The organism is Flavobacterium daejeonense DSM 17708, from assembly GCF_000425425.1.
Taxonomy (GTDB): Bacteria; Bacteroidota; Bacteroidia; order Flavobacteriales; family Flavobacteriaceae; genus Flavobacterium; species Flavobacterium daejeonense.
On sequence record NZ_AUDK01000014.1, the window covers coordinates 57,565 to 83,623 of the forward strand.

Here is a 26,059-nt window from a genome sequence, read left to right on the forward strand (position 1 = left end):
ATCTTTCTTAAGATCTAGTTTTATCTCTATTGGGACTTCGTGAGGACTGTTTGAATTATTTTGTGTTCTAATTTTGATGTTTGTTATAAAATTAGATGCGATTTACTAATTTGCTCCATAAAGTCTTTATTTACCTTGGTTTCTTCGGCGAATGTTGCCCATTTACCCACTACATCATTAATTTGTTGTATAATTTGGTTTGTAAGTCTTTCTTGAATCTGAGGCCTTTTGGCGTAAAATTGTACCAATCTGTTTATTTTGGATAGTCCAATTACGGCTCCATTAGAAATATAGGTAATATGGACTTTTCCAATAATTGGAACAAAATGGTGTTCACAATAAGAGTAAAGAGTAATGTCTTTTTCGATTAACATTTCTTCATATTGATACTTGTTTTCAAAAAGGGTAATTATTGGTTTGTTTTTAGGATTAATGCCACTAAAAATTTCTTCAACATACATTTTAGCAACTCTCCTGGGCGTATTTTGTATGCTGTCATCAGTTAGGTCGAGTCCAAGAATATGCATAATTTCTTTGAAATGATTTTGGATCAAATCTATTTTTTGATTGTCATTAAGTTCAAAAGCATCTTTACGAATTGGATTAAGTAAATGATTTTTTATCGATTTTATTTAAAGTTTTTTCTGTTGACATTCTATAGTTTTTTTATTTTATTCATAACATTAAGAACCATTGCATCGCAGTAAATTAAATTGAATTCATATAAATCGGTTGCAGTATATGATTTTTCAATTTGTTTTCTGAGCATTGCTTTGGCACGATTCAGACGCACTTTGACATTAGATTCGCTGATGTTTAGGGATTGAGCCGTTTCTTCAACATTTAATCCTGTAATTTCCCTTAAAGAAAAAACTATTCTATAGTCTAAAGGAATTTGAATTAAAGCATTCTCAATTACAAAATTCAGCTCTTTAGCCATTATTACTTTATTGGTATCTGTATGTGAATTATCAGAAAACATAGGAATTGCTTTTTCATTAATTTCAGTTATAATTTCATTTTTGTAGCCTAACTTGTGTAGCTTTTTATAACAATTATTAATCATGATTTTAATAATCCAAGTTTTGAAAGAAGAGCGATTTTCAAATTTGGATAAATTAAGATAAGTATCAATAAATGTATCCTGCATCAAATCTTGGGTATCTTCGTGATTATAGTTATAACTTCTTCCTATTTTATATAAAAAAGGATTGTTCCGCCTGATAAGGATTTCGTATAAAGCTAATTCTCCTTCCAGAATTTTATTTATTAATTCGGTATCGTTATATTGATTCATCATTATTGTTTTTGAACCTATTGGAATTAATTCAGATTATACAAAAAATGGTTTCTATTTTATTTATAGAAACCATTTTTATTATTCTATAATTTTGGCAATTTTAGCAGTTGAAAATGCAGCAATTGCCATAACTAAATCACGTACAGCTACATCTAAATAATTCCCACTGGCAATTAAAGTTAGTGCTATTAAGGTAAGCCAAGCTGCAACGATATAAGATCCTATCTCTGTTTTTTTCAAAACAATAATACCTGCAATGATTTCAATTAAACCAATAATCATCATAAAAGTACCACTATCAAAAGGAATTATAGCTGTTAAGGAAGGATTAATGTAATTTTCCCAATTAGTCAAAATATTGGTAAACTTATCTAATCCGGCAACAATGGGTACAATTCCGAAAGTGAATTTTAATAAATGATACGTTGGTTTAATAATTTGAATTTTGTTAGCGCTTTCCATTTTTTTTCTTTTTAAAGTTATATAATAAATCGGTTTATATTACTTTAGAGTTAATGAAAGACAAAAAGGTTACAAAATTTATGCTGATAATTCCATTATTTTTTTCCAAATACTTTTGTCAACTGGAATTCCGTCTTTTATATTTTTATTTCTAGTTGCTGCACTTCTTTCTCCTGGATAATAAATTTTGTCTCCCGGATTCATGGGTTCTACATCATGTGTATAATCGATAATTTCGTTAATAAGTCGTTCTTGTAGATTTTTATCATTAAAAATTTCAGGATAAATGCAGTTTTTATTTGCATATCCATATTGTAATAAATAAGTTTTGAAGTGAATTTTGGTTTGATGTTTTTAAAAAAATCTATTTCTATTTCTTGTGATTTATTTTTCTCTTTTTCAAAAGTATTCTTCAATTTTTCAATTGAATTTATAATAATATTTATTGCATTTTCACTTCTATGAATTGGATCATCTATTTCTAAGTCTGTAAAGTTTAATTGCTCGTTTAATTTAGAAAGTAGATGTGAGGCTTTGTTGTTCAAAAAGTTATTATTTAATGATTTGAGAACAAATTAGTTAATTATTTTATTGGTTATTTTTTTTGCCGCAATAATTGCTCCTTCCATGTATCCTGCATATTCACTCGCCGTTTCTGTGCCACAGAATAAAAGTTTACCATTTAGATACTCTTTTTGCAATAAAGGATGCCCATTGTTTTGATGTGGTCTATGAATGATTGGATTACCTGACAATACAAATTTATCTGTCCAAATTTTATCAAAGTAAGCAATAGGATTTAATGCTTTAATTCCTAGTAATTCTCCAAGTTGCCGCAATACAAATTCTTTACGAACTTCTTGATTATATGATGTAGCTCCTCCATTTAGAAAACCAGTAAAGCCATATTTATCTTCTTCAAAATTAGTATGGTCATACATTTCCGTAACAATGCCTGCGTGGCTATATAACATGCCAGAGTAACCTTCATTTCTCCAAAATGGTTCCGAATATTCCAATGTGAATTTAATCGCTCCTGCCATCCAAGTTTGCACAGTAGGAAGGACTTCAACTAATGAATTATCTAAGATTGGTGAAAATTTGATTTTGGAGGCTACTAATTGAGGAGGAATAGTGATAATAACTTTATCTGCTTTATATTCTCTTCCATCAGCAATTGCTATTACCACTTTATCAGCAATTTCATTAATTGACTTAACTTCTGTATTCAAAAGAATATTTTCAAAAAGTGTTTTTTTTGCTAAAGTATCAATTAAAGCCTGTGTACCATTAGCAATTCTATAGGAAGGATTTTGAGATTCCGGGACATAAAATTCTTGAGGCGGTTCAAATGATTTGGTTTGAAACAATGATTTGCCTCTTGAATATTGTGGATATTTTTTTAGATTCAATTCTTCAAGTAATGAAATTAGATTCGAATGGAAGTCTGAAAACCAAGTTGCACCTAATTCTAAAGGAGTATCTGAAATTCCTTTTATGGTTTGAATTCTACCACCAAGTCTGTCTGATGCCTCTAAAATAGTAGTTTCAATATTTTTTTTTGATAGTAAATAAGCCAAAGTAAGACCACTTAAACCACCACCTACGATTATAATTTTTTCATTTGTTTTCATAGTGCAAAATTCTATTTTATAAAAAATAATTTTAATAGAAAAATGAGAAAATTTATGGTATAAATTTACATTTATAAGCCATATTGATATAAATGGCATCAAATTGTATGCTTTTTTGTAAATTTGCTTCTCTTCAAATTAAAGCTATGAGTACAAAAAAGGATTCAGTCATTAATGAATATCATCTTAATAAAGAGCATTATGATAAGCCTCGATTTAGAGTTCATAATTTGAATGATTATCTAAGGAAGCATTATGGCAATACTACAAAACCTCATATTCACAGTTTTTATCAAATAATTTGGTTTAAAAAAGGTAGCGGTATTCATTATGTTGATTTTAAAGGTTACGATGTATTTGAAAACGCTATTTTTTTAATTGCCAAAAATCAAGTTCACTATTTTGATGAGACTATTGATTATGAAGGTTTCTTAATCCATTTTAATGAATCTTTTTTGGTGCAAAATGATAGTGAAGTTGATTTTTTTCTAAAGTATAACCTCTTTAACAGCCCTTATCAACAACCTTCTTGTTGTGTGAATAATGGTGTAGAATTATTAGATGAATATATTATTCAAATAGAAAAGGAATTGAATAATAAAATTGAGTTTGGTAAAGAAGAATTATTGAGAACTTACTTAAAAGCAATTTTAATTCAGATACAACGTAGAAAAATTGAAGTTGATGAGAAAGATAATAATCATATTATCAACGAGAAGAGAATTCAGCTTATCAAATTTGTCAATCTAATTGACGAGAACTATAATAAAGGTTTTACCGTAGCTGAATATGCTCAATTAATGAATATCTCTACAAGAACCTTGTCAGAATTAATAAGTAAGAATCTTAATAAAACACCTTCACAAATGGTATATGAACGTATCATATTGGAAGCAAAAAGATTGTTATTACATTCAGACCTTAATATTAACCAGATTGGTTATAGATTGGGTTTTGATGATCCTTCTTATTTTGTGAAATTCTTTAAAAAGCATTCTGAAATTTCTCCTTCAGAATTTAGAAAATCCATTTCTTAATATTACCATTTCTTTTCTCTTTTGTCCCTTGTGAGCCTACTGGCTTATTTTGAATTTTGTGAAATAAATTTCAAATGACAAAATAATGGCAAAATCTTATTTACAAATCAGTTTAAAAATTGATAATGCAGACCGTGGAAATGCAGCTGGTGTTTACAATAAATACAAAACCCCATTTCTTAACGGGATCAAGGGAGCAACATCTAAAGAGCTTTTAATAAGAGATGAGGATGTACAGGTGTTACATGGTTTTGAAACAGCAGAAGATGCACAAAACTATCTTTCAAGTGAGTTGTTCAACAATGATGTTGTAATCGCTTTAAAACCTTACCTGAAGGACAATCCTGATGTAAGGATTTATACAATTGCATAAGTATTCTTCACTGTTTTTGCCAATGCTGTCATTTTTTATGGAAGTATTGGCAAAATAAAATATTAATACCAAAATTGGAAATATTATGAAACAAGCATTAATTATTGGTGGTACAACCGGGATGGGGAAAGCCACCGCACAAGAATTATTAAAAAAAGGTATCGAAGTTATTATTGTTGGTAGAGCGGATAAAAATCTGGAGACTGCTAAAGGGGAGCTAGCTTCTTTTGGAGCTGTAAAAACAATGGGAGTTAATCTTTTTGATATGAATGAGGTAAAAGTGTTTGCGGACTCATTGTCCAAAGAATTACCAAATTTAAAATACCTGGTAAATGCAGCAGGATATTTTAGTCCGAAGTCATTTTTAGAACATACAGAACAAGATTATGATATTTATCACAACTTCAACAAAGCTTTTTTCTTTATAACCCAATCGGTTGTTAAAGTAATGGCTTCAAATGGTGGTGGTTCTATCGTAAATATTGGATCTATGTGGGCTAAACAAGCTATTAAAGCTACACCTTCATCTGCTTATTCGATGGCTAAAGCTGGTTTACACAGTCTTACACAACATTTAGCAATGGAATTGGCTGATAGTAATATTCGTGTAAATGCTGTTTCTCCTGCTGTCGTGGTAACACCTATTTACGGTTCATTTATCGAAGAAGCTAAAATTGAAGAAACATTACAAGGATTTAATGCTTTTCACCCAATTGGAAGAGTTGGAAGACCTGAAGATATTGCGAAAACCATAGACTTCTTATTATCTGATGACAGTTCATGGGTTACAGGTGCAATATGGGATATTGATGGTGGTGTTATGGCTGGTAGAAACTAAAAATACCTCCAGCGAATACTAAAATTAGAATGGAGTCTCGGATAGTTTAAACAAAATTAATATAAATTAAAAAATCGAATAAGATGGCTAAAACCATAAAAACAAAATATTTAGGGGAATATTATTCAGCTACTGAAGCTCCTTTAAATGAAAAACCCATTACCGTAAATGCAAATACTTATACCCCTGTGGATTTATTAGTGACAGCATATGGTAGTTGCTTACTTGGGACAATAGATTCAGCAGCACGAAAAAATCACTTTGATATAGCTGATACTAAAAGTGAAATCACTTTTTCTATGAGTGAAGATAAAACTAGAGTAGGACAAATGGAAATTAATATACTATTAAGTAACGATTTTACAGATAGTCAAAAAGAAGTAATTGAAACAGCTGCTGTTAATTATTGTCATGTAGGTAATAGTCTTGATCATAATATCGAACGCAAATATGAGTTCACTTACAATTCTAAAAATAATTTGTGGTGAATTCTAAGGTTAATTTCTAAACAATTAACCAAATTTGTTTATAAATTATGAAAAACTGCAGTATTTTGATTCTTAGTAAATGGATTTGGTATAGGGAATTGGTCTCTATTAGAAAAAAAACCATCTTCTAAATCCATAATATCATCGGAGGTACAAAGACAATGTGTTAATTGATTGTAAATTTCGTTTTTGTTTAAGTCAATACCTATAAAAACTAATTCGTTCAATCTGTCACCAAATTTTTTATCCCAACGCTCTTCAATACTATCTTGATAATTAACAAAGTTTTGGAATTTAATGCGTTCACCAAAAGACATACTTGCCCACCAAATACCAGCTCCTTCAACTTTCATTGATCCACCAGCCTGGCTCCAGTTAATGGCTTGTGCAGGACGGGAAGCAATCCAAAATAAACCTTTACTTCTGATAACAGTTTGTGGAAAATTAGTTGTTATAAAATCATAAAATCGCTTTGGATGGAACGGGCGATGGTCTCTAAATACAAAACTTGTTATACCGTATTCTTCGGTTTCGGGTGTGTGTTCACCTTCTAATTCTCGCATCCATCCTGCTGAAGCTTCAGCTTCTTCATAATTGAAAAGAGCTGTATTGATAATTTCTTTCAAATCTACTTTTCCATATTGAGAAGTTAAGATTTTAGCAATTGGATTTAGTTTTGTAATCGAAGCTTTTAAAACTTCTAATTTTTCCTGAGTTATCAAATCGGTTTTATTTAAAATAATTACATTGGCAAATTCGACTTGGTCAACTAACAAATTAACTATGGTGCGATTATCATTTTCAATATCTGATGCTTTAATATCTTGTAAGGTTTTTGCCGAGCCAAAATCTTTAAAAAAATTAAACGCATCAACAACCGTAACCATGGTGTCGATGTAACTGAATCGGGATAAATCAATATTTTCTTCCTCGTTGACAAACGTAAAAGTTTGTGCCACGGGAATAGGCTCGCTTATTCCTGTACTCTCTATCAACAAATAATCAAAACGATTTTCTTTGGCTAATTTCTCTACTTCGAGCATTAAGTCTTCACGCAAAGTGCAACAAATACAACCATTACTCATTTCAACTAACTTTTCTTCAGTGCGCGATAAAGTCATTTCGTCTTTTACTAATCGGGCATCAACATTGACTTCGCTCATATCGTTTACGATTACAGCAACTTTTAATCCTTCTTTGTTATGAAGAATGTGGTTAAGCAAAGTGGTTTTTCCTGCGCCAAGAAAACCAGAGAGTACAGTTACGGGTAGCTTTTTCATAATTTTTTTTGTCATTGCAATTATGTTGCAAATATATTGTTTTTTTTTACGTTAATGCAACAATGTTGCTTTTATGTTATTCAGTGATTTCCACAAAATTTTTATTGGTTTCAAAAAGCACAATAGCTAGTTTCAATTGATTATCTAACTTCGATTTTAAAATAGTATAAATCACTACTGCTAAATTTTCGGTAGAAGCTATTGTATTAGCAAATTCCGGACAATCAAGATTGAGGTTTTTATGATCAAAACGGTCTTCTATTTCGGTTTTTATAATGGCGCCCAAAACTTTCATGTCTATAATGTATCCTGTTTCGGGGTTTATGGAGCCTGTTAGTTTTACAATTAATTCAAAATTATGTCCGTGATAACTAGGATTGTTGCATACACCAAATACTTCTTTGTTTTTGGCATCACTCCAATTAGGGTTATGCATTCTATGACAGGCGTTAAAGTAGGCTTTTCGACAAATGGTTATTTTCATTTCTTGTTTTTTTTATTCCAAAACTTCCTCGTATTCTGTTACAACCAATCCTTCTATTGGATGGAAATAAAGTTCAATTTTCTGATTTTGGAAAGCGATCCAAAAAGTGGAACTCAAAAAATGACCTTTCTCTCTAATGGCTGTTATTTCCTGAAAAGAATTCGTCAATGTAGATTCCCAAATTTCTAATGGGGTAGCTTCTGTTTTTTGAAGTCTTATTTGCTGTAGAAATTCGGTTTGTAAATTTTTTTTGTATTTCTCAAATTCAAATTCGGAGGTTATTGCAATTCCGGAATCATCTTCATTAAGTTTAAAAAACAAAGAAGAATTATCATCAAAAACAAGTTCAATAACATCTATAAAACTATAATGTTCGTCAGGATTTGATGAGTTTATCCAATAATAATAGAAAACAGAAAGAATGTTTTTTTTAGAATTAAAGTCGTCCAGTAGTTGAATTTCTTCAGGATTTAGGCAGGCTGTTTTTTGCATTACTATTTTTATTTTAGTTGATTGTTTTTTTACAAATCTTTAAAAGCAGGTGTTTCTAAAATAGAAATGTCAAAAGTTTTCACTTCAATCTCATTGGTATGTACCACCTGAAAATTTCTCACATCTACCATATCATTAAACTCTGGCGACGTATTAATGATAATGCCTCCTAATAAAAAAATACGTTCGCACTGAAATTCCTTTTTAGACATTTTGACCAGCAATTGGATCTTTTTATGAATCTCTTCATAGAAAACTTCGGTTATTTCTTTTTTGGAATTCTTTGCCTCCAGAATCCTTTGTTTATAAGGCATTATGGTTCGTTCCAACAATATTTGTTGATAATCCATTTCCGAATTGATGGGCACATATACCTCACTTTGCTGTTGCAATCGTTCTAGTCCAAGCATCAATGCTCCACAACTATTTGTTAATCGCGATTGTCCTGGTCGTATCATTTTTCCTAATTCACCTTCATCGGTAATTCCGATATGTGGCCCGTAGAAAATAAAGGCATCACCTCCGTCAGGAATATGATGGGCAAAAGCCGCCATGCCGGTAAAACCAGCATAGGGTAAACCTCCCAAACCTCCCATAGAAAAAGGGCGGGAAAGTACTTTTCTAAAATCGGTAGAAACATTGACATCATCAGAACAAAGTGAGGTGGCAAATAACATTTTAGACAAATCAGCACCATATTCTTTTTCTAAAAAGTGAAGGTATTTATTGGTTACAGCAGTACCTGTTTCTGCATTTGGAAATTCATTTGAAACAAATTTATTCATGGCTTTGATTTTGTATGAGTTTTGATTTTCCTGCAAGGTTTTCAAAACTGTGTAGGTATTAAAATTCTGAAAATTGAGACGGACTAGGTCAAAAAGTGACCGTGCAGGAAATTAAAAACCAAATAAGTTTTGATAATCAATATTTTGAGTTTTAAATAGTAATGAAAATCCGGTTGGTTACATTATTCTTAAAATTAAATCATCTTAAAAAAGTCATTTCTCACTTGATCTTCTTCAAATTTCCCTCCATATTCAAGAGTTGTCGTTTTGGTTGTTTTGTCATTCACACCTCTGGTGGATACACAAAGATGCTCGGCTTCTACGACAACAATAACATCATTGGTTTGTAAGGCTGTTTTTAATTCATTAAAAATCTGAATGGTCATTCGTTCTTGTACTTGCGGTCGTCTGCCGTAATAGGCTACAATTCGATTCATTTTTGAAAGTCCAATTACTTTTCCCGAAGAAATATACCCAATGTGAACTACCCCAATAATGGGTAAAAAATGGTGCTCGCAGGAGGAGTTAAATGTAATTTGGCTCTCTACCAGCATTTTGTTGTATTGGTATTTGTTGTCAAAAACCGAAATTTCGGGTTTGTTTTTGGGATTTAAACCAGAAAAGAGTTCTTTTACATACATTTTACCCACTCTATATGGTGTTCCTCTCAAGCTATCATCCGTTAAGTCGAGTCCCAAAATTTCCATTATTTTTTTGTAGTGTTCTGCAATGGCTTCTATTTTTTGGTCATCAGGCATCACAAAGGCATCGGCTCGCAACGGAGTTTCTGCTGATGTACTAATATGATTATCGCCAATACTATCTGCTATTTTATGTTGTTGTTTCATAGGTATTTCTTTTTAAATAGTTTTATTCTTCTATAAAATCCAGCTTACTTTCTGTCCAATTTATTTTTCGATAAAAACAAGCTTTTCTGTTCTTTCCCTTTTGATTAAAGGTGTGACAAACCCCACCTTTTTCCAGCGTAACTTGATATACCAATGCGTCCTGATCACAATCTACCAGTATATTGTCTATTTTTAGCGTATTACCGGAGGTCAATCCTTTTGTCCATATTTCGTTTCTTGACGTGCTATAAAAGGTTGCTTTTCGGGTTTTTATGCTAATTTCGAAAGCCTCTTTGTTTACGGTAGCCAACATCAATATTTGTCCTGTACTTGTTTCCTGAACAGCAACAGGAAGTAGTCCATTTCTTTTTTGAAATTGCAGGTTGAGTTCGTCAGTTTCTTCTAATTCGGCGTTACCAATTTTCATTTTCAAAGTCTTTAAATAAATAACTCGGTTGGATGCAATCGTTTTTTTGATACTTTCCACTTATGTACGTTTCAAATTCGCCTTCGATAGTGTGGTAATAAATTTGGCAAACTTCAATATTGGGATAAATAATCAAAGGCTGAATGACGAAGATTTCAAGTGTCCAATAGCCTTCAAAACCAACATCGCCAAAACCTGCCGTAACGTGTATGAACATTCCTAAACGTCCAATACTGCTTCTGCCTTCCAGCATTGGCACATAATTATGGGTTTTGGTATATTCTACGGTTCTTCCTAAATAGAGTTTATTGGGTTCTAAAAGCAATCCCGATTTTGGGATACTAATTATCGACGCTTTATTCTCCATTTTCATATCTAAAATGGTAGTGTCATAGACCAATAATTCCTCGTGCAATCTCAAATTGTAACTATTGGGATTGAGTTGTTTTGCATCGAAAGGCTCAATCGAAATATCCTTTCCGAGCTTTTTTTCTATTTCTTTTCCGCTTAAAATCATCTAGATTATTTTTAGTTCCTGTCTAAAATTTGCCATAAATTCCGAAATCAAAACAGCTCCTTTGTCGCCTTGACCGTGTATCCGAATCGAAACTTTTTTTTCTTGGTTCTCTTTTTCGCCCACGATAAGCATATAGGGTATTTTTTGTGTTTCGGCATCCCTGATTTTGCGTCCAATTTTTTTCTCCCGCTCATCGACTTCAATTTGCAAATCGAATTCCTCGTTGATTTGATTGACAATTTCCTGGCAATAGGGAATGTATTTGGATGCAATAGGTAACAGAATTACTTTGATTGGTGCGAGCCAAACGGGGAAATTACCCCCAGTATGTTCAATTAAAAGTGCAATAAATCGTTCCATGGAACCAAACAATGCCCGATGAATCATTACTGGTCTGTGCAAGGCATTATCGGTTCCGGTATAAGTCAAATCAAAATTTTCGGGCATCATATAATCCACCTGGATTGTGCCAATTTGCCATTTTCGTCCAATGGCATCACGCACCATAAAGTCGAGTTTTGGCCCATAAAATGCCGCTTCGCCTTCCTTGGTGGTGGTTTTCATCCCTCGTTCTTGTGTGGCTTCTATAATGGCATTTTCGGCTAAATTCCACATTTCGTCTGTACCTAAATATTTTTCTTTATTTGCAGTATCGCGCAAAGAAATTTGGGTCTGAAAATCAGTAAATCCTAATTTCCCATAGACCAAGTTTACTAAATCGATTACCTTTAAAAACTCGGCTTTGAGTTGGTCTGGTCGGCAATAAATATGGGCATCATCTTGGGTAAATCCTCGCACCCGAGTTAGTCCGTGCAATTCCCCACTTTGTTCATAGCGATATACGGTGCCAAATTCGGCATATTTTATAGGCATATCTTTGTAGCTTCGGGGTTTGGCGGCGTATATTTTGCAATGATGCGGACAGTTCATTGGTTTTAGAAAAAATTCCTCATTTTCGGCAGGTGTTTTTATAGGCTGAAAAGCATCTTGACCGTATTTGGCATAATGTCCAGAAGTGATATACAATTCTTTTTTACCAATATGCGGACTTGCTACGTGCTGATAACCTGCCCGCATTTGTATTTTTTTGAGAAACCCAATTAAATTTTGGCGTAACGCTTCGCCTTTTGGAGCCCATAACGGCAACCCCATTCCGACTTCTTCATCAAAATAAAAAAGATCCAATTCTTTGCCCAGCTTACGATGGTCACGTTGTTTTGCTTTTTCTAAAGCTTCGAGATAGTGGTCAAGTTCCATTTTTTTAGGAAACGAAATTCCATAGACACGAGTTAGCATTTTGTTTTTTTCGTTGGAACGCCAATACGCTCCGGAAATAGCAATAAGTTTTACGGCTTTGATAAATGAAGTATTCGGAATATGAGGACCTGCACACAAATCGGTAAAATTTCCTGTTTCGTAAAACGTAATTGTCCCGTCAGGCAAACCTTCAATTAATTCTAATTTATACTTGTTGGATTGTTTTGTAAAAAATGTGGTAGCTTCAGTTTTTGAAACTTCTCTTCTCACGTTCAATAATTTTTGCTGGGCTAATTCCAGTATTTTATTTTCGACTTTAACAAAATCGGCATCGGTAAATTTGTATTCGCCAAAATCAACATCATAATAGAATCCGTTTTCTATTGCCGGGCCTGTTCCCAGTTGTATACCCGGATATAATTCCTGCAAAGCCGCTCCAAGCAAATGAGCAGTAGTATGCCAAAAGGCATTTTTGCCTTCATCGTCTTTCCAGGTCAGCAAATTAACTTTGGATTCATTTTCAATCTTAGTATTTAGGTCTATAATTTGTCCGTTTGCATTTGCCACGAGGACTTCTTTGGCTAACGAATTGCTTATAGATTGAGCAACATCCACTAAAGTAACCCATTCTTGGCGGAATGATTTTTGTGTATTTAAAGGTAAGAATATGGTAGTCATAATTATTTTTCAGGTCTAAAAATGGAAATAGTTTCTGGATTGCAAATCATAAATGGGCCTTCGAGTAAATCAATGCAATAGGGTATGGCTGGAAAAATTGCTTTCAGGCAGGTTTCGATGGCACTGGGTTTTCCGGGTAAATTGACGATTAATGTTTGGTTCCTGATTCCCGCCGTTTGTCTTGATAATATAGCTGTGGGAACATAAGCAAGACTTGCTGCACGCATCAATTCGCCAAAACCGGGAAGCATTTTTTGACAGGCTTTTTCAGTTGCTTCGGGTGTTACGTCTCGCAATGCTGGACCCGTTCCGCCAGTAGTAAAAATCAGGTTGCATTTTTCGACATCGGATAAGTAAATTAATTTTTCGAGTATTAAATCTTCTTCGTCCGGTATTATGGAACAGGCAAAATCACCGCTGTCATTTGTATAACTGTCAACTACTTTTCTAATTTCGGCACCAGATATATCTTCATAAATTCCTTTGCTGGCCCGGTCAGACACAGTAAGGATTCCTATTTTTATCTTTTCCATTTTAGGATACTTGTATTTTTTTATTTTTGACAATAGCACTTTTGAGTAAACGCTCTATAGTTTTTAATTCTAATTCTTTTCCAATAAAAACTAACTGACTTTTTGAAATCTTTTGGTTTTTGGCTGGCGTAATGACTACTGTTTTTCCTGTAGTTTGTACTAATAAAACTTCATTTTTTGCATTTAAAACATAGCCTTTTATCCTATAAATTTGATGGTAGTATAAATACAGATTTTTAAAAAGCTCGTATTTTAATTTTTGAATGTCAAAAAAAGAATCTGTTTCATAAAACATTGTTTTGATTTTATGAACGCTTTCGGATTTATAAATTGTGGTAGGCGTTAGTATTTTTTGAGTGTTTGCTGTTTCCAAATTCATTCGGTCAAGAGAACCATCATTGGATAAAATAATAGAGGCATACGGATTTACAGCTTGTGTGAAATCTTTTATAGCTCCAATAATTTCGGTTGTAACCAAGGCTGATTTATTGATAATGACACAATCAGCAGCTACAATTTGCTTTTGTACTTCAGGGTTAGAATCTTTATAGAAAAGTAAATTTTCTGCATCGACAACGGTTATAATTTTCTTTAAATCAAAGACTTCTGACACAAAAAGAGAAGTGAAATTTGCTGCAATTTCTCCAGCATCGGCAATACCTGTTGTTTCTATAAACAAATTGTCAGGCTGGTTTTCTAAAGTAATAATTCGAGTCAAGGTTTCTAGCAATTGGTTGTTTATCGAACAGCAAATACAACCATTTGTGAGTTCATAAACGTTTTCAAATGTTCCGTTTACCAGCGTTGCATCAATATTTATTTTTCCAAATTCGTTTTCTATCACTACATTTTTTTCAGCAGAATATTGTTGTAACAAATTGTTCAACGCTGTTGTTTTTCCTGAGCCTAAAAAACCTGTGATGATGTAAACGTTAATTTTTTTTAGTTGTTCCATTGGATTATTTATTTCGAATGTGATTTTAAAATGTTATTTATGCTTCAAAAAAAGTCCAACTACCATTCCGATTCCACTTCATTGCTGGTTTTGAGACTACAATCCAATACAGGAAAAAAAGTATCAATCCAGTGAATATTTGAAATTAGCGGTTGTTGTTGCTGTTTCTTCATTTTCTTGTATATTTGCTTAATGCAATTTAGTTGCAAATGTACTTGATAATTTATTAAACGCAACAATGTTGCGTTATTTTTTGTGAAATATGAAAACAACCCGAAATACCATTGCCAAAGCCGCTATTTTAGAATTAATAACCCATTCTGAAGTAGCATTGTCACATGCTGAAATTCAAAAATTGACAGGAGATTTATGTGATAGGGTAACCATTTACAGGGTTTTAGACCGTTTGGTCAACGAAGACGTGATTCATAAAATTGCTACTACAGACGGAACGGTAAAATATGCCAGCTGTAGTCATTCGCATGAAAATCATTCCCATAACCACGTTCATTTTAGTTGCGAAAAATGTAAATCCGTGACTTGTTTAGAAAATGTGGTTCCAATGTTTAAACTGCCAGATAATTATTTAATTAAAGGAGTAAATTTTACTTTGACAGGTTTGTGTCCTAATTGCATTTAAGATATTTATGAGTTAGAGAACCAATAAATGAATTATGTTTTATTAAATCCAATTTTTAATTTGAATTTATTCATTTTATAGGATAACATAATATTCAAAATGAATTTGTTCTTAAATATTTTTTTTGGATTGTAAAATTGGATTTGAAATAAATTTATCTCTTAAAATCATCCTCATTCACTTTTGTCTAATACCTTTAGAATACCATGTACCACAGGAAACAGGTTCATATTAATCTAGGTTATTATTTGTCGGGGCAACAAATATTCGATGCATTTACCTAATACAAAAATTCAAGCCATTGATGATGTTTCCTGAATATAAACTATAGTTAGACCAATAAACAGACTAACAGATTTAACTATAGCTTCTGGTCACGGCACAATTATAATAGGAAAAAAAATGCCTCCTAATATTTAAAGAATAGTAGTATAAAGAAAGTTTTTTTTGCTAATAAATTAAAATCTACAGAGAAAAAATTCATTGGAACAAATAATCATTAATAATAGTATTGTTACTACAAAAAAGTCAAATTTTTTTGAATAAATATAACAAAAAAATCATAACTTGTTAATTACACAACAACTTGTTTTCTCTTTAGCACAATTAATATACAAGTATCACCATGACAAAAGAAAATGATTTAAAAAATCTTCGTTCAGATTTTTTTAATAATGCGGATTTACATTTTATAGTATTTGATAAGGATTTAAATATAATTGATATAAATGATAACATGCTTAAATACTATCATCTGGATTATAATGAAATCATTGGTAAAAATATTTTAGAAGTTGGACCCGATGTAAAAGAAAAAGGATTATATGACAAATACCTAGAGGTAATCAGAACAGGAAATCCAGTTATTATTGAAGATAGTTTAAGCCACCCAAAATACGGAAACCAACATAACAGGCTAAAAGTATTTAAAGTAGGGGACGGTATTGGTGTAACCGCATCAAATATAACAGAGTTAAAAAACACGATAAGTGCTTTGGAGTTGTTTTCTTATAAAGTAGCCCATGATGTTAATAGTCCAATAGCAAGTATATTAGGAATTACCGATCTAGCCCTTAATGAACCTAATGATGCTGATGAATTAAAAATGTACTTTGAATTAGTGCAGGAAAGCATAAAACAACTAATGGACACTTTAGATCAGGTTAACAAAACGCTAAGAATTCAAAAAGGGAATACCCATTTAGAATTAATAAATTTTAAACAAATTATACTTGACGTCAAAAAATCGCTTGCTTATTTACCTGGTTATAACACGATACGATTTGAAGAGAATATAGAAATAATACCGGATTTTTATTTCGATAAACTTATTGTAAATTCTTTATTTCAAAATCTCATTGATAATGCAATAAAATATCGAAAGGAAGGACAAAATGATTCACATATAAAAATTAATGTTTCAAGAGCAGATAATAATTTCACAAAAATTATAATTACTGATAATGGAATAGGGATAGCTGCAAATTTACAAAAAAACATTTTTAAATTATTTTATCGGGCAACTAATCAGGCCAGTGGTAGTGGAATTGGTCTTTACACTCTTAGATATGGTATTGAGAAAGTCGGAGGGCATATTAAATTTGAAAGCACAGAAAATATTGGTACCACTTTTACTATTTATTTGCCAAATAGAATTAATGAAATAACTTCAATTGTTAACTAAAATGTCTTTTATTAAAGAGGTAATTAGATAAGATGATTTAAAGAAAAACAATGCTAGTTATGATGTTACAGAATGTTTTTGAAAATTTAATAAATTACCTCAGAGGCTCTGTCCTGAGGTAGTCTATTGGATATAGAAAATCAATTAGCTTGTTTTTTTGAATTGTTACAATTGATTATTGTGAATTTATTCTTTAGTATTTTCATATCCTCACTTACTTTTCTATCCAATACTTTAGCATAGTGTTGGGTAGTTCTCAGATTTTTATGTCCTAACATTTTACTTACACTTTCAATAGGAACACCATTGGTAAGCGTTACGGTGGTTGCAAAAGTGTGTCGGGCAATGTGGAATGTTAGTTCTTTGTCTATTTCACAAATATCAGCTAACTCTTTTAAATAAGCATTCATTTTTTGATTGGATAGAATAGGGAGTAACTTGTTTTTATTATTGCATTGTGGATGATTTTCGTATTTGTCAATAATCATTTGTGTTACCGGAAGGATTGGGATTTTAGAAGCACTTTCCGTTTTCTGTCTATGAGTTGAAATCCATTTTTCACCATCTATACCAAGCACAATATTGGATTTTGTTAAATTGAAAACATCAATATAAGCAAGACCTGTAAAACAGGAAAAAATAAACATATCTCGAACTAATTCTAAGCGCTTTATTTTAAAGTTTTTATTCAGTAATGAATCAATTTCATTTTCAGTGAGATAGGTTCTTTCTGTTTCTTTTACTTTACCCTTGTAATTTATAAATGGATCCTTTTCAATCCATCCATTAATATAACACTGCTTTACTATTTTGCCAAAGTTTCTAACATACTTTATTGTTGAGTTATTGTTGCAATTTTTGATGTTTCTTAAGTAAAAATAAAAATCATTAATAAAAAAGCTATATCTACTTGTTTTATTGAAATGTCATTTATAGAATATTGATACTTTAGAAATTCTTTCGTGTGACTGAGAGATGTTTCATATTTCTTATAAGTGTTAATCGAGAATTCTTTACCGATTAGCTCTTTCATGCGTTTATTGTGATCTTCAAAAATAATAATTAATTTTCTTTGTTTTTCTTCAATACCTAAAAGCTTATTTTTGAAAGTTTGGGCATTAATTTCCTGGTTGTTATTTACCATCCATTTTTCTATTTCATAGGCTTTGTTTTTAAGAATATCAAGGTAACTATTTAACAGTATGGCTTCTTCTGAATTTCCTTTGATTTTGCCTGCCGCTGTATTCCATTTGATTTTTCTACAAACTTAGAGGTGCTTAATTCAATACGAGTACCGTTAATAGTTATTCTCTGATAAATGGGAAGTAAACCGTTTTTAGATGCTTTAGAACTTTTTACGTAGAAAAGTATTGATATTTTGTGTTTCATTTTGTGGTGACTTTAATGTTATTCAAATTAATTATTTAATGCTCATTTGTCAAGATGTTCATCTTTTGAACTGCTTGCTATCACTGGCTTTGCGAGAAATTCGGTTACCCTGTTTTGATGTTTTTTAGGGTAACCGATTTTAGCACCAATGATTTGAGATTTAATAGATAATTTGGATAGCACCAAAAACAAAAAAGCCTGTAAATCATACGATTTACAGGCTTTTGAACCAATTTGAATTTGTTTTTGTGGAGTCGCCGGGAATCGAACCCGGGTCCAAACAAGCAACTAAAGAGCTTTCTACACGCTTATTTCCTGATTGAATTTTCGATAGGATGCCAGGCCAGAAACAACCACATACTACTTAGCTTCTTAATTTTCGAAATCCGTCCGAAGCTAACGGAAATCTAGGTCTATTTTTACGGTTCCCCTGTACTGACCGCCATAAACCAAGGCTTTCAAGGAGAATCCAGCTTCCCTACCTTGTAGGGACGTGGCGTAATCGTACTATAATTCAGATTATGCAGCTAAAGCGTAAGTATTTTCGCCGTTTAAAAGTTCGAAATCTTATATTTACGAGCAAGGTCTCAATGCTCGACGTGCTTACTGTTCAATTCGACTTGCTGTCAAAACCAGTCGACCCCAGTTTATTTTCTCAAAAAATTTGAGTGTGCGAATATACAATTTAATATGACTATCAAATAGTCTCAATGCAAAAATTATTCCTCTTTTTCTTCCTTACTTAATTTGAAAGGATAATCACCAAACAAAGGTGCTATTTTTTTTACCTGATAAGTTCTGGTAGTAAATTTATTTGATAAAGCAATAATGGTAACATGTTCTTTTAATAAAGTAATATAAGCCGAAGTGTTTCCGTGCCACCAACCGTTGTGGAAGTAGAAATTTTGACCGGTTTCCCAGTTAATCATTCTAATTCCTAAACCATAATTTTTTTCTCCTTTACGTTCCTGACTAAAAGGAGTATAAACCAATTTTAATAATTTGGGGCTTAAAAAATTAGGATTATTTCGTGCTAAATCAAATTTTAATAAATCTCTTGGAGTGGAATAAATATTTTTGTCTCCGTAAATTTTATCAAGATAGTCTTTTCCTATTTCCACTTTGTTGCCTTTATAAGAAGGAACAATGCTGTCTTTGTCCTGATCATAATCAAAAACAAAGGTGTGATTCATTCCCAAAGGTTTAAAAATCATGCGCTCCATAGCTTTTTTATAGCTTAGTCCGGTTACTTTTTCAATAATAAGTGCCAAAACGGCATAGTTGGTATTGCAATAGGCAAAACGGGTGTTGGTTCTGGCTTCTAAACCAACGTTTTTAGTTGCCATTAATTCTACAATATCTTTGTTCGTAAGGATATTGTGTCTATCCCAAACTCCGTCTTTTTTGTCGGTAAAATAAGCATAATTACGCATACCGCTTCGGTGATTTAGTAGCATTTTTACTGTAACTTCCGGAAAAGGAAATCGGGGTAAGATGGTATTTACTTTTTGGTCTAGACCAATTTTTTTAGCGTCAATTAATTTCAAAATTGCCGATGCGGTCAATACTTTACTAACTGAAGCCAAATGGAGCGGAGTCGTGGCTGTAATAGGTCTTTTGTCTCTGAAATTAGCCATGCCTTCGTATTTTTCGAAGATAATTTGTCCATTTTGAGCGACTAAAAAACTTCCGTTCATGCAGTTGTGAGACCAGTTTTTATTGTAAAAATGTTCAATAGCATTTCTTTTACTTTTAATATACTGAGCCGATAATTTAGGTAATTTTTGAGTAGGAGGTTCCATGTGCGGCATGGTATCCTTAGGAATGTTGGATTCTAAATTGTTAGTTCTTTTCTTTTGATTACAAGAACTCAAAACCAGAATAAGCATGAGTAATTGTAGTATATTTGTCTTTTTTATGAAAATCATTTTGTGAGGGCTATAAGGGCAAATATATAGAATCGAACGCGTTTTATAGTCGTTTTTTTTAACGTTAACAGAATTTTTTGAAAGTTTTTTTAAGGCATTTTTGCTATGTTTTTGGCTTTCAGCTTTTAATGTTTTGAACCGTTTATTTTAGTACAAAAGTGGTTTTTGTAATAAGTAAATTGAAAATAAAAATTTAATAGATATGAAATTTGGAATTATAAAAGAGAGAAAAAAACCGACCGACCGGAGAGTTATTTTTTCTCCTGAACAATTGGTAAAAATCCAGACGCTTTATCCGGAATTAGAATTTGCTGTGGAAAGTTCGGATGTTAGAGTTTTTAGTGATGCTGACTATGAAAATGCAGGGATAAAAGTGGTAAGTGATCTTAGTGATTGTGATGTTTTGTTTGGTGTAAAAGAAGTTCCGGTTGAAAATTTAATTCCTGATAAAGCCTATTTCTTTTTTTCACATACGATTAAAAAACAGGTTTATAACAGAACTTTATTGCAGAATTTATTAGCAAAAAATATAACGTTTTATGACCACGAAACGCTGGTTGACACTCAAAATAACCGTTTGATTGGCTTTGGACGATATGCCGGAATGGTAGGAGTTTACAATAGTATCCGGGCTTTTGGAATTAAATTTGAATTGTTCAAATTACCCAAAGCCGATACACTCTCCGGAAAAGAAGATTTGATTCGTTCTTTGAAAAGAAATATGCTGCCACCATTAAAATTTGTTGTAACCGGAACCGGAAAAGTAGGAGGCGGGGTTAAGGAAATTCTGGATGCTATCAAGGTTAAATCCGTTACGGTAGATAATTTTTTGACAAAAAAATATTCGCAGTCCGTTTATACGCAAATTGATGTTTTAGATTATAACCAAAGAAAAGACGGAGCCGTTTTAGATTCAGCTTATTTTTTCCAAAATCCGCAGGATTATGAAAGCAACTTTGAACGCTTTACTAAAGTTTCCGATATTGTGATTACCGCGCATTTTCATGCTAATGAAGCGCCTTTAATTTTAACTCAGGAAATGTTAAAGGCTAAAGATTGTAAGGTAAAAATTGTAGGTGATATTTCCTGTGATATTAACGGACCGATTGCTTCTACATTACGCTCCAGTACTATTGAAGATCCTTTTTATGGTTATTTACCTTTTGAAAATAAGGAAGTCGATTTGTTTCATCCGGCTGCAATTGTGGTAATGGCAGTCGATAATTTGCCTTGCGAATTGCCCAAAGATGCCAGCGAAGGTTTTGGAGAAATGTTTTTCGAAAAGGTTTTGCCTGCTTTTTTTAATGGTGACAAAGACGGTATTTTACAAAGAGCAAAAATCACCGAAAACGGTAAATTGACACCAAGATTTAGTTATTTGCAAGATTTTGCAGATAATAAATAGGTCTGGTTTTTACCGCAAAGCGCGCTAAGAAATTGCTTAGGAAAGTTTAAATAAAAGCGCAAAGTGTGCAAAGCTTTGTGAACTTTGCTTTTTTCAAAACAATAAGAAGAAAGAGCCTTGCGGACTTTGTGGTTAAAAATCATACCATATCTTCCGGTTTTACCCATTGGTCAAATTCCTCAGGAGTTACATAACCCAAACGAACGGCTTCTTCTTTAAGAGTTGTTCCGTTTTTGTGAGCTGTTTGCGCTATTTCGGCAGCTTTATAATAGCCAATTTTAGTGTTTAAAGCCGTAACTAACATTAACGAATTATCGACTAATTCTTTGATGCGTTTGTAATTTGGTTCAATTCCCTGAGCACAATGCTTGTCAAATGAAGTACAGGCATCTCCTAATAATTCTGCCGATTGCAGGAAGTTGGTTGCCATCATCGGTTTGAAAACATTTAGTTCATAATGTCCCTGCATGCCTCCAATAGAAATAGCAACATCATTTCCCATTACCTGAGCACAAACCATTGTTAAAGCTTCGCATTGTGTTGGGTTTACTTTTCCAGGCATAATAGAAGAGCCAGGTTCGTTTTCCGGAATGAGAATTTCCCCAATTCCTGAGCGTGGTCCCGAAGCCAGCATTCGAATATCATTGGCAATTTTATTCAAAGAAACCGCTAATTGTTTCAATGCTCCATGCGATTCTACTATGGCATCGTGCGCCGCTAAGGCTTCAAATTTGTTATTAGCAGTTATAAAAGCAAATCCTGTAAACTGACTTATATATTCAGCTACTTTTACATCATAGCTTTTGGGAGTGTTTAGCCCGGTGCCTACGGCGGTTCCACCTAAGGCCAATTCTGCTAAATGGGACAAAGTATTTTTTAAAGCTTTTATGCCGTGATCGAGTTGGGCAACATAGCCGGAAAGTTCCTGTCCGAGCGTTAGTGGAGTGGCATCCATTAAATGAGTCCGGCCTATTTTTACGACTTTTTGAAATGCTTTGGCTTTAATGTTTAAAGTATCTCTTAATTTCTCGACTCCGGGAATGGTTTTTTCAACAATGGCTTTGTAAGCCGCAATGTGCATGGCTGTTGGAAAAGTATCATTGGAAGACTGCGATTTATTGACATCGTCATTGGCTTTCAGAAAAGATTCGTCTGCGCCAATTTCTAATCCTTTTAAAACCTGAGCCCTGTTAGCAATCACTTCATTGACATTCATATTGCTTTGGGTTCCGGAACCGGTTTGCCAAATCACCAAAGGAAACTGATCATCGAGTTTTCTTCCTAAAATTTCGTCACAAACAGCGGCAATGGCATCGCGTTTTTTAGAAGATAAAACGCCTAAATCACAATTGCTAAAGGCAGCGGCTTTTTTTAAATAAGCAAAACCCATAATAATTTCCATGGGCATTGAAGCTGATGGTCCAATTTTGAAATTGTTTCGGGAACGTTCGGTTTGTGCGCCCCAATATTTATCGGCAGGAACCTGAACTTCGCCCAGTGTGTCTTTTTCGATTCGGTATTTCATGATTTTTGAATAAAAGTTGGCTATTTTTAACGCAAAGACGAATTGAATTTTTTTTTAATTAACAAAAAGCTGTTTAAATGTACGCATAAATGTATTTTTATGAAAATTGAAGGCGGTTTTTATTGCTAAGAAAAAAATTAACTGTTACATTTGTGGCTACATTCAAAATTCCGGAAAACATGTTTGAATTTTCACAGTATTTAGGCTTTTTACTTTTCTTAACCATCCTTACAATGGGGTTTTGGTTGATGTTTTTCTTGGTTAGCTTCGTATCTTACTGGGTAGGAGGAGCAGCTTGGGAGCGTTTCAAAGAAAAGAAAGCAAAAAAACAAGAATCTCTATAATTGAGATTTAATAAAAAAGGATTCGTTTTTACGAATCCTTTTTTTATTCCCCAAAAGTACTTTCTGTAAAAAAAAAAATTCCAAATTCCAACTGTTATATTTGGAATTTGAAATTTAAAATTTTGGAAGTTATTACATATTATCCCGGGAATTCACCTCCACCGTTGTCATCACCACCGTTATTTCGAGGCATGTTTTTGTCTTTGTCTGTTTTCTTCATGTTCAGACGGTAAGTGAAAGAAAGATTAATTTGTCGTTTTCTCCATTGAAATTCACTGTAAGACATTACGCTGGTTAAGTTTGTTTCCGATTTCATTCTTCTGGAATTAAACAAGTCGCTTACGTTTAGTGCAAGAGTGGCTTTGTCTTTTAAGATATCTTTACTGAAAGCCATATTTACCACATAATTCCCTAAGTTTTTTCCCTGAGCAGTTGTTCTGGGACTAAAATACATTCCGGTTAACTGCCAGTCAATTTTAGCCGGAAGTGTCAAACGGGAGTTGATACGTGAAAACCAGGCGAAAGTTTCGTTGTTTAAGTCTTGCGTGATTTCTTCATCATTTACATTTGTATAAGTATAACTTCCTGTAGTTTTTGAATTGGATAAGTTAAAACTACTGTTGATTTTCCATATTTTAAACGGATTGTAGTTTAAGGTAAATTCGAAACCAAATTGTTGCTCTTTGGCTAAGTTAATCGGACTGCTTAAGATTACAGGGTTTTTAGTTTCCAAATATTCTGGGCTATCAGGGTCATTTGAATCATAATCAGGATTTGGTATTTCAGTAATTACATAATCTCCAGTTGGAGTTCTGACAAAAGAGAATACATTTTTAGTATTTTCAAAATACATTGAAGTACTGAAAGTTACTTTATCCCATTTTTTTAAATATCCAATATCAAATTTATCGGTAAAAGAAGGATTCAAATCCGGATTTCCTCTGAATAAATTGATATTACTTGAAAAGTTGGTTGCCGGATTTAAGAAACGACCTCTTGGTCTGGTTAAACGTTTGCTATAACTTAAAGACACACTGCTTTCATCAGATATTTCATAGTTGATAAAAGCACTTGGGAAAAAGTTGTTGTATTTTTTAGTATTGTAACTGATATTTGGTTCTCGTAAGGAATTGATTTCAATGTTTGTATCTTCCCATCTAAGACCAAATAAATACGAAAATTTGTTTAATTTGAATCCATATTGTGTATAAAGCGCATTAATTCGCTCTTTATATTCTAAGATGTTAGAAAGGTAGTCATTTATTGTACCTTCTTCAATAGTACCATCTTCACTAATAAGGTTTTGACTGTCCAGGTTGTTAAAATTTCCTTTATATCCAGCTTCAAACTGACTACCGTTTTCAAATGGTAAAACATAATCAGTCTGAACCTGAAATTGTTTTTGAGTTCTGTTTTCTAGCGTTTCATCTGTTGATGCCGGATTTCCACTATCAATAGTTTCATCGGTAATCAGGGAGTTTTCTTTATCTTTATTTTTCGAATAAGAAAAATCAACAGTCAGTTTATGGCCTTTATCATTGAAATTTTTCAGGAAATTAGAAGCTAATTCAATGTCTTTTGAATTGTCACTTCCTTCACTTAAACGGTAACGTTTTGAAATAAAGTTTTTATCTGCATCAAATGAATTGTAATATACTAAATCGCTATCAGTTCCTCGGTTATCGCGATAACTGATAGAGTTAGTCCAATAAGTATTAGGAGCAATGGTCCATTCCACACCGGTTTTAGACGAAATTCCTTTTCTAAGACGTTCGGTATCTTTGTCCTCATTGGTATATCCAATAATATTTTTATTATCGTCAAACAAAGTAGAATGCGTTAAACCTCTTCCCTCACTGGTTCTGTAATCGTATCCGGTTGAAGTAAAAAAGTTTACTTTTTCGGTTTTGTAATTCAAATTGGCACTCAAACCGTAAGTTTCAGGAATACCGGTAGAAGCAATGAAGCTTCCGTTGAAACCTAAATTTTTTCCTTTTTTCAAAACAATATTCAGGATTCCGGCACCACCTTCGGCATCATAACGGGCAGAAGGGTTCGTAATTACTTCCACTTTATCGATAGCATCGGCAGGAATTTGTTTTAAAGCCTCAGCCATATTTAAAGAGTTTGAAGGACGTCCGTCAATAAAAATACGCACATTTTCGTTGCCACGTAAGCTTACATTTCCTTCCACATCTACCGTAACCGAAGGCACGTTTTCAAGTACATCACTTACCGTTCCACCTTTTACAATCATGTCCTGACCAACGTTGTACACTTTTTTGTCCAGCTTGATTTCAACCGTTGATTTTTCGGCGCGAACCACAACTTCGTTCAATTGTGCAGCATCTTCGACTAATGAAATTGTTCCTAAATCAAGATTTTTTTGCAGATTGCGTTGGTTGAATTCTACTGCTTTAAAAGAGATAAATTCAATTTTAATATTGTAAATTCCAGGTGCGACTTCAATGGCAAAATTTCCTTTCGCATTGGTAATTCCTCCGGTTATGGCTTTCGGATTTTTCGTATCTGTAATAGTTACTGTGGCATATTCAAGCGGTTGTTTAGTCGTTTTTTCGATAACAGTCCCCGAGATTTTCACTTTTTCTTTTACAGGATCAGCGATTGGTTTTTCTATTTTAGCATAAGTTGTCCAAAAAGAAAAAAAGAAGCTGAGCCCTAAAATTAATTTTAAGGTTTGTCGCATTTTTTAAATTTTTATTATTGTTTTTGTGTTTGGAGTCCAAAAAAGCAAT

30 protein-coding genes and 1 other RNA gene are annotated in these 26,059 nt (G+C 32.8%); 8 read left to right on the forward strand and 23 right to left on the reverse strand.

Going from position 1 to position 26,059, the window contains the following annotated elements:
* Positions 1-83 precede the first annotated feature (83 nt).
* From folE (H599_RS19530) to H599_RS0110955, 6 genes are all read right to left on the reverse strand, one after another.
* Positions 84-632, reverse strand: coding sequence for a GTP cyclohydrolase I FolE (gene folE, locus H599_RS19530; protein WP_081810546.1), 549 nt, complete (start codon positions 630-632; stop codon positions 84-86).
* 23 nt (positions 633-655) lie between these two features.
* Positions 656-1,297 (reverse strand): sigma-70 family RNA polymerase sigma factor, encoded by a 642-nt coding sequence (locus H599_RS0110935; protein ID WP_211253750.1) that lies wholly within the window; start codon positions 1,295-1,297, stop codon positions 656-658.
* An 81-nt stretch (positions 1,298-1,378) separates the two neighbouring features.
* Positions 1,379-1,762: a hypothetical protein gene (locus H599_RS0110940; RefSeq protein WP_026714177.1), complete on the reverse strand. Its 384-nt coding sequence runs from the start codon at positions 1,760-1,762 to the stop codon at positions 1,379-1,381.
* A gap of 78 nt (positions 1,763-1,840) precedes the next feature.
* A complete protein-coding gene (locus tag H599_RS21415) occupies positions 1,841-2,050 on the reverse strand; it encodes an Ldh family oxidoreductase (RefSeq protein ID WP_394330978.1) in 210 nt (69 codons plus the stop codon).
* Complete coding sequence (locus H599_RS21220) at positions 1,972-2,307, reverse strand: hypothetical protein (RefSeq protein WP_051590713.1); 336 nt, start codon at positions 2,305-2,307, stop codon at positions 1,972-1,974. Before H599_RS21220 ends, H599_RS21415 begins: the two co-directional genes overlap by 79 nt.
* Before the next feature lie 30 nt (positions 2,308-2,337).
* Positions 2,338-3,396 (reverse strand): flavin monoamine oxidase family protein, encoded by a 1,059-nt coding sequence (locus tag H599_RS0110955; protein ID WP_026714178.1) that lies wholly within the window; start codon positions 3,394-3,396, stop codon positions 2,338-2,340.
* A gap of 146 nt (positions 3,397-3,542) precedes the next feature.
* On the opposite strand from H599_RS0110955, the gene H599_RS0110960 reads away from it, so the two are divergent.
* From H599_RS0110960 to H599_RS19540, 4 genes are all read left to right on the forward strand, one after another.
* Positions 3,543-4,433, forward strand: a complete 891-nt coding sequence (locus tag H599_RS0110960; protein WP_026714179.1) for an AraC family transcriptional regulator — start codon at positions 3,543-3,545, stop codon at positions 4,431-4,433.
* 85 nt (positions 4,434-4,518) lie between these two features.
* A complete protein-coding gene (locus tag H599_RS0110965) occupies positions 4,519-4,806 on the forward strand; it encodes a hypothetical protein (RefSeq protein ID WP_026714180.1) in 288 nt (95 codons plus the stop codon).
* Positions 4,807-4,891: 85 nt separating this feature from the next.
* Entirely contained in the window at positions 4,892-5,644 is a 753-nt protein-coding gene (locus H599_RS0110970) for an SDR family NAD(P)-dependent oxidoreductase (RefSeq protein ID WP_026714181.1), read from the forward strand.
* A gap of 83 nt (positions 5,645-5,727) precedes the next feature.
* On the forward strand, positions 5,728-6,132 hold the full coding sequence (locus H599_RS19540) for an OsmC family protein (protein ID WP_035141472.1): 405 nt from the start codon (positions 5,728-5,730) through the stop codon (positions 6,130-6,132).
* A 38-nt stretch (positions 6,133-6,170) separates the two neighbouring features.
* Here H599_RS19540 and H599_RS19545 read toward each other — a convergent pair whose 3' ends face one another.
* The 10 genes from H599_RS19545 to H599_RS20310 form a co-directional block, all read right to left on the reverse strand.
* Positions 6,171-7,412: a GTP-binding protein gene (locus H599_RS19545; RefSeq protein ID WP_051590718.1), complete on the reverse strand. Its 1,242-nt coding sequence runs from the start codon at positions 7,410-7,412 to the stop codon at positions 6,171-6,173.
* A gap of 76 nt (positions 7,413-7,488) precedes the next feature.
* The gene (locus H599_RS0110985) at positions 7,489-7,896 is read right to left on the reverse strand and encodes a 6-carboxytetrahydropterin synthase (protein ID WP_026714182.1); all 408 of its coding nucleotides are present in this window, start codon (positions 7,894-7,896) and stop codon (positions 7,489-7,491) included.
* 12 nt (positions 7,897-7,908) lie between these two features.
* Positions 7,909-8,388 (reverse strand): hypothetical protein, encoded by a 480-nt coding sequence (locus H599_RS0110990; protein WP_026714183.1) that lies wholly within the window; start codon positions 8,386-8,388, stop codon positions 7,909-7,911.
* Between the two features lie 29 nt (positions 8,389-8,417).
* Positions 8,418-9,173, reverse strand: a complete 756-nt coding sequence (locus tag H599_RS0110995; protein WP_035141483.1) for a hypothetical protein — start codon at positions 9,171-9,173, stop codon at positions 8,418-8,420.
* Positions 9,174-9,367: 194 nt separating this feature from the next.
* Positions 9,368-10,021 carry a GTP cyclohydrolase I FolE gene (folE, locus tag H599_RS0111000; RefSeq protein WP_035141473.1) on the reverse strand — a complete coding sequence of 218 codons (654 nt, stop codon included), beginning with the start codon at positions 10,019-10,021 and terminating at the stop codon, positions 9,368-9,370.
* A gap of 22 nt (positions 10,022-10,043) precedes the next feature.
* Entirely contained in the window at positions 10,044-10,448 is a 405-nt protein-coding gene (locus H599_RS0111005; RefSeq protein WP_051590714.1) for a phosphoribosyl-AMP cyclohydrolase, read from the reverse strand.
* Entirely contained in the window at positions 10,435-10,965 is a 531-nt protein-coding gene (gene dcd, locus H599_RS0111010) for a dCTP deaminase (protein WP_026714187.1), read from the reverse strand. Before dcd ends, H599_RS0111005 begins: the two co-directional genes overlap by 14 nt.
* The gene (thrS, locus tag H599_RS0111015) at positions 10,966-12,900 is read right to left on the reverse strand and encodes a threonine--tRNA ligase (protein ID WP_026714188.1); all 1,935 of its coding nucleotides are present in this window, start codon (positions 12,898-12,900) and stop codon (positions 10,966-10,968) included.
* A gap of 2 nt (positions 12,901-12,902) precedes the next feature.
* On the reverse strand, positions 12,903-13,433 hold the full coding sequence (gene mog / locus H599_RS0111020) for a molybdopterin adenylyltransferase (protein WP_026714189.1): 531 nt from the start codon (positions 13,431-13,433) through the stop codon (positions 12,903-12,905).
* Between the two features lies 1 nt (position 13,434).
* Positions 13,435-14,388, reverse strand: coding sequence for a CobW family GTP-binding protein (locus tag H599_RS20310; RefSeq protein WP_051590715.1), 954 nt, complete (start codon positions 14,386-14,388; stop codon positions 13,435-13,437).
* 262 nt (positions 14,389-14,650) lie between these two features.
* Here H599_RS20310 and H599_RS0111035 point away from each other — a divergent pair, with 262 nt between their 5' ends.
* Both H599_RS0111035 and H599_RS0111040 read left to right on the forward strand, forming a co-directional pair.
* Complete coding sequence (locus tag H599_RS0111035) at positions 14,651-15,028, forward strand: Fur family transcriptional regulator (RefSeq protein WP_026714190.1); 378 nt, start codon at positions 14,651-14,653, stop codon at positions 15,026-15,028.
* Between the two features lie 625 nt (positions 15,029-15,653).
* A complete protein-coding gene (locus H599_RS0111040; protein ID WP_026714191.1) occupies positions 15,654-16,712 on the forward strand; it encodes a sensor histidine kinase in 1,059 nt (352 codons plus the stop codon).
* Positions 16,713-16,852: 140 nt separating this feature from the next.
* Here H599_RS0111040 and H599_RS21370 read toward each other — a convergent pair whose 3' ends face one another.
* The 5 genes from H599_RS21370 to H599_RS0111055 form a co-directional block, all read right to left on the reverse strand.
* On the reverse strand, positions 16,853-17,605 hold the full coding sequence (locus H599_RS21370) for a site-specific integrase (RefSeq protein ID WP_316930444.1): 753 nt from the start codon (positions 17,603-17,605) through the stop codon (positions 16,853-16,855).
* Entirely contained in the window at positions 17,581-17,856 is a 276-nt protein-coding gene (locus H599_RS21375) for a hypothetical protein (RefSeq protein WP_316930443.1), read from the reverse strand. Before H599_RS21375 ends, H599_RS21370 begins: the two co-directional genes overlap by 25 nt.
* Before the next feature lie 50 nt (positions 17,857-17,906).
* Positions 17,907-18,101, reverse strand: a complete 195-nt coding sequence (locus H599_RS21420) for a hypothetical protein (RefSeq protein WP_394330977.1) — start codon at positions 18,099-18,101, stop codon at positions 17,907-17,909.
* 246 nt (positions 18,102-18,347) lie between these two features.
* Positions 18,348-18,745, reverse strand: a transfer-messenger RNA (tmRNA) gene (ssrA, locus tag H599_RS20575).
* Positions 18,746-18,820: 75 nt separating this feature from the next.
* The gene (locus tag H599_RS0111055; protein WP_026714193.1) at positions 18,821-20,029 is read right to left on the reverse strand and encodes a serine hydrolase domain-containing protein; all 1,209 of its coding nucleotides are present in this window, start codon (positions 20,027-20,029) and stop codon (positions 18,821-18,823) included.
* 202 nt (positions 20,030-20,231) lie between these two features.
* Here H599_RS0111055 and H599_RS0111060 point away from each other — a divergent pair, with 202 nt between their 5' ends.
* Positions 20,232-21,434, forward strand: coding sequence for an NAD(P)-dependent oxidoreductase (locus H599_RS0111060; protein ID WP_026714194.1), 1,203 nt, complete (start codon positions 20,232-20,234; stop codon positions 21,432-21,434).
* 139 nt (positions 21,435-21,573) lie between these two features.
* On the opposite strand, the gene fumC is transcribed toward H599_RS0111060, so the two are convergent.
* Entirely contained in the window at positions 21,574-22,959 is a 1,386-nt protein-coding gene (gene fumC / locus H599_RS0111065) for a class II fumarate hydratase (RefSeq protein WP_026714195.1), read from the reverse strand.
* Positions 22,960-23,111: 152 nt separating this feature from the next.
* On the opposite strand from fumC, the gene H599_RS0111070 reads away from it, so the two are divergent.
* Positions 23,112-23,303, forward strand: a complete 192-nt coding sequence (locus H599_RS0111070; RefSeq protein WP_162174256.1) for a hypothetical protein — start codon at positions 23,112-23,114, stop codon at positions 23,301-23,303.
* Between the two features lie 139 nt (positions 23,304-23,442).
* Here the strand turns inward: H599_RS0111070 and H599_RS0111075 are convergent, their stop codons facing one another.
* On the reverse strand, positions 23,443-26,010 hold the full coding sequence (locus H599_RS0111075) for an outer membrane beta-barrel family protein (protein WP_026714197.1): 2,568 nt from the start codon (positions 26,008-26,010) through the stop codon (positions 23,443-23,445).
* Positions 26,011-26,059: the final 49 nt, after the last annotated feature.

Excerpts from the sequence above, each read along its gene's own strand:
- H599_RS0110935 (WP_211253750.1), bottom strand. The coding sequence starts at position 1,297 with ATGAATCAATATAACGATACCGAATTAATAAATAAAATTCTGGAAGGA.
- H599_RS0110940 (WP_026714177.1), bottom strand. The coding sequence starts at position 1,762 with ATGGAAAGCGCTAACAAAATTCAAATTATTAAACCAACGTATCATTTA.
- H599_RS0110955 (WP_026714178.1), bottom strand. The coding sequence starts at position 3,396 with ATGAAAACAAATGAAAAAATTATAATCGTAGGTGGTGGTTTAAGTGGT.
- H599_RS0110960 (WP_026714179.1), top strand. The coding sequence starts at position 3,543 with ATGAGTACAAAAAAGGATTCAGTCATTAATGAATATCATCTTAATAAA.
- H599_RS0110965 (WP_026714180.1), top strand. The coding sequence starts at position 4,519 with ATGGCAAAATCTTATTTACAAATCAGTTTAAAAATTGATAATGCAGAC.
- H599_RS0110970 (WP_026714181.1), top strand. The coding sequence starts at position 4,892 with ATGAAACAAGCATTAATTATTGGTGGTACAACCGGGATGGGGAAAGCC.
- H599_RS19540 (WP_035141472.1), top strand. The coding sequence starts at position 5,728 with ATGGCTAAAACCATAAAAACAAAATATTTAGGGGAATATTATTCAGCT.
- H599_RS19545 (WP_051590718.1), bottom strand. The coding sequence starts at position 7,412 with ATGAAAAAGCTACCCGTAACTGTACTCTCTGGTTTTCTTGGCGCAGGA.
- H599_RS0110985 (WP_026714182.1), bottom strand. The coding sequence starts at position 7,896 with ATGAAAATAACCATTTGTCGAAAAGCCTACTTTAACGCCTGTCATAGA.
- H599_RS0110990 (WP_026714183.1), bottom strand. The coding sequence starts at position 8,388 with ATGCAAAAAACAGCCTGCCTAAATCCTGAAGAAATTCAACTACTGGAC.
- H599_RS0110995 (WP_035141483.1), bottom strand. The coding sequence starts at position 9,173 with ATGAATAAATTTGTTTCAAATGAATTTCCAAATGCAGAAACAGGTACT.
- folE (WP_035141473.1), bottom strand. The coding sequence starts at position 10,021 with ATGAAACAACAACATAAAATAGCAGATAGTATTGGCGATAATCATATT.
- H599_RS0111005 (WP_051590714.1), bottom strand. The coding sequence starts at position 10,448 with ATGAAAATTGGTAACGCCGAATTAGAAGAAACTGACGAACTCAACCTG.
- dcd (WP_026714187.1), bottom strand. The coding sequence starts at position 10,965 with ATGATTTTAAGCGGAAAAGAAATAGAAAAAAAGCTCGGAAAGGATATT.
- thrS (WP_026714188.1), bottom strand. The coding sequence starts at position 12,900 with ATGACTACCATATTCTTACCTTTAAATACACAAAAATCATTCCGCCAA.
- mog (WP_026714189.1), bottom strand. The coding sequence starts at position 13,433 with ATGGAAAAGATAAAAATAGGAATCCTTACTGTGTCTGACCGGGCCAGC.
- H599_RS20310 (WP_051590715.1), bottom strand. The coding sequence starts at position 14,388 with ATGGAACAACTAAAAAAAATTAACGTTTACATCATCACAGGTTTTTTA.
- H599_RS0111035 (WP_026714190.1), top strand. The coding sequence starts at position 14,651 with ATGAAAACAACCCGAAATACCATTGCCAAAGCCGCTATTTTAGAATTA.
- H599_RS0111040 (WP_026714191.1), top strand. The coding sequence starts at position 15,654 with ATGACAAAAGAAAATGATTTAAAAAATCTTCGTTCAGATTTTTTTAAT.
- H599_RS21375 (WP_316930443.1), bottom strand. The coding sequence starts at position 17,856 with ATGGTAAATAACAACCAGGAAATTAATGCCCAAACTTTCAAAAATAAG.
- H599_RS21420 (WP_394330977.1), bottom strand. The coding sequence starts at position 18,101 with ATGAAACACAAAATATCAATACTTTTCTACGTAAAAAGTTCTAAAGCA.
- H599_RS0111055 (WP_026714193.1), bottom strand. The coding sequence starts at position 20,029 with ATGATTTTCATAAAAAAGACAAATATACTACAATTACTCATGCTTATT.
- H599_RS0111060 (WP_026714194.1), top strand. The coding sequence starts at position 20,232 with ATGAAATTTGGAATTATAAAAGAGAGAAAAAAACCGACCGACCGGAGA.
- fumC (WP_026714195.1), bottom strand. The coding sequence starts at position 22,959 with ATGAAATACCGAATCGAAAAAGACACACTGGGCGAAGTTCAGGTTCCT.
- H599_RS0111075 (WP_026714197.1), bottom strand. The coding sequence starts at position 26,010 with ATGCGACAAACCTTAAAATTAATTTTAGGGCTCAGCTTCTTTTTTTCT.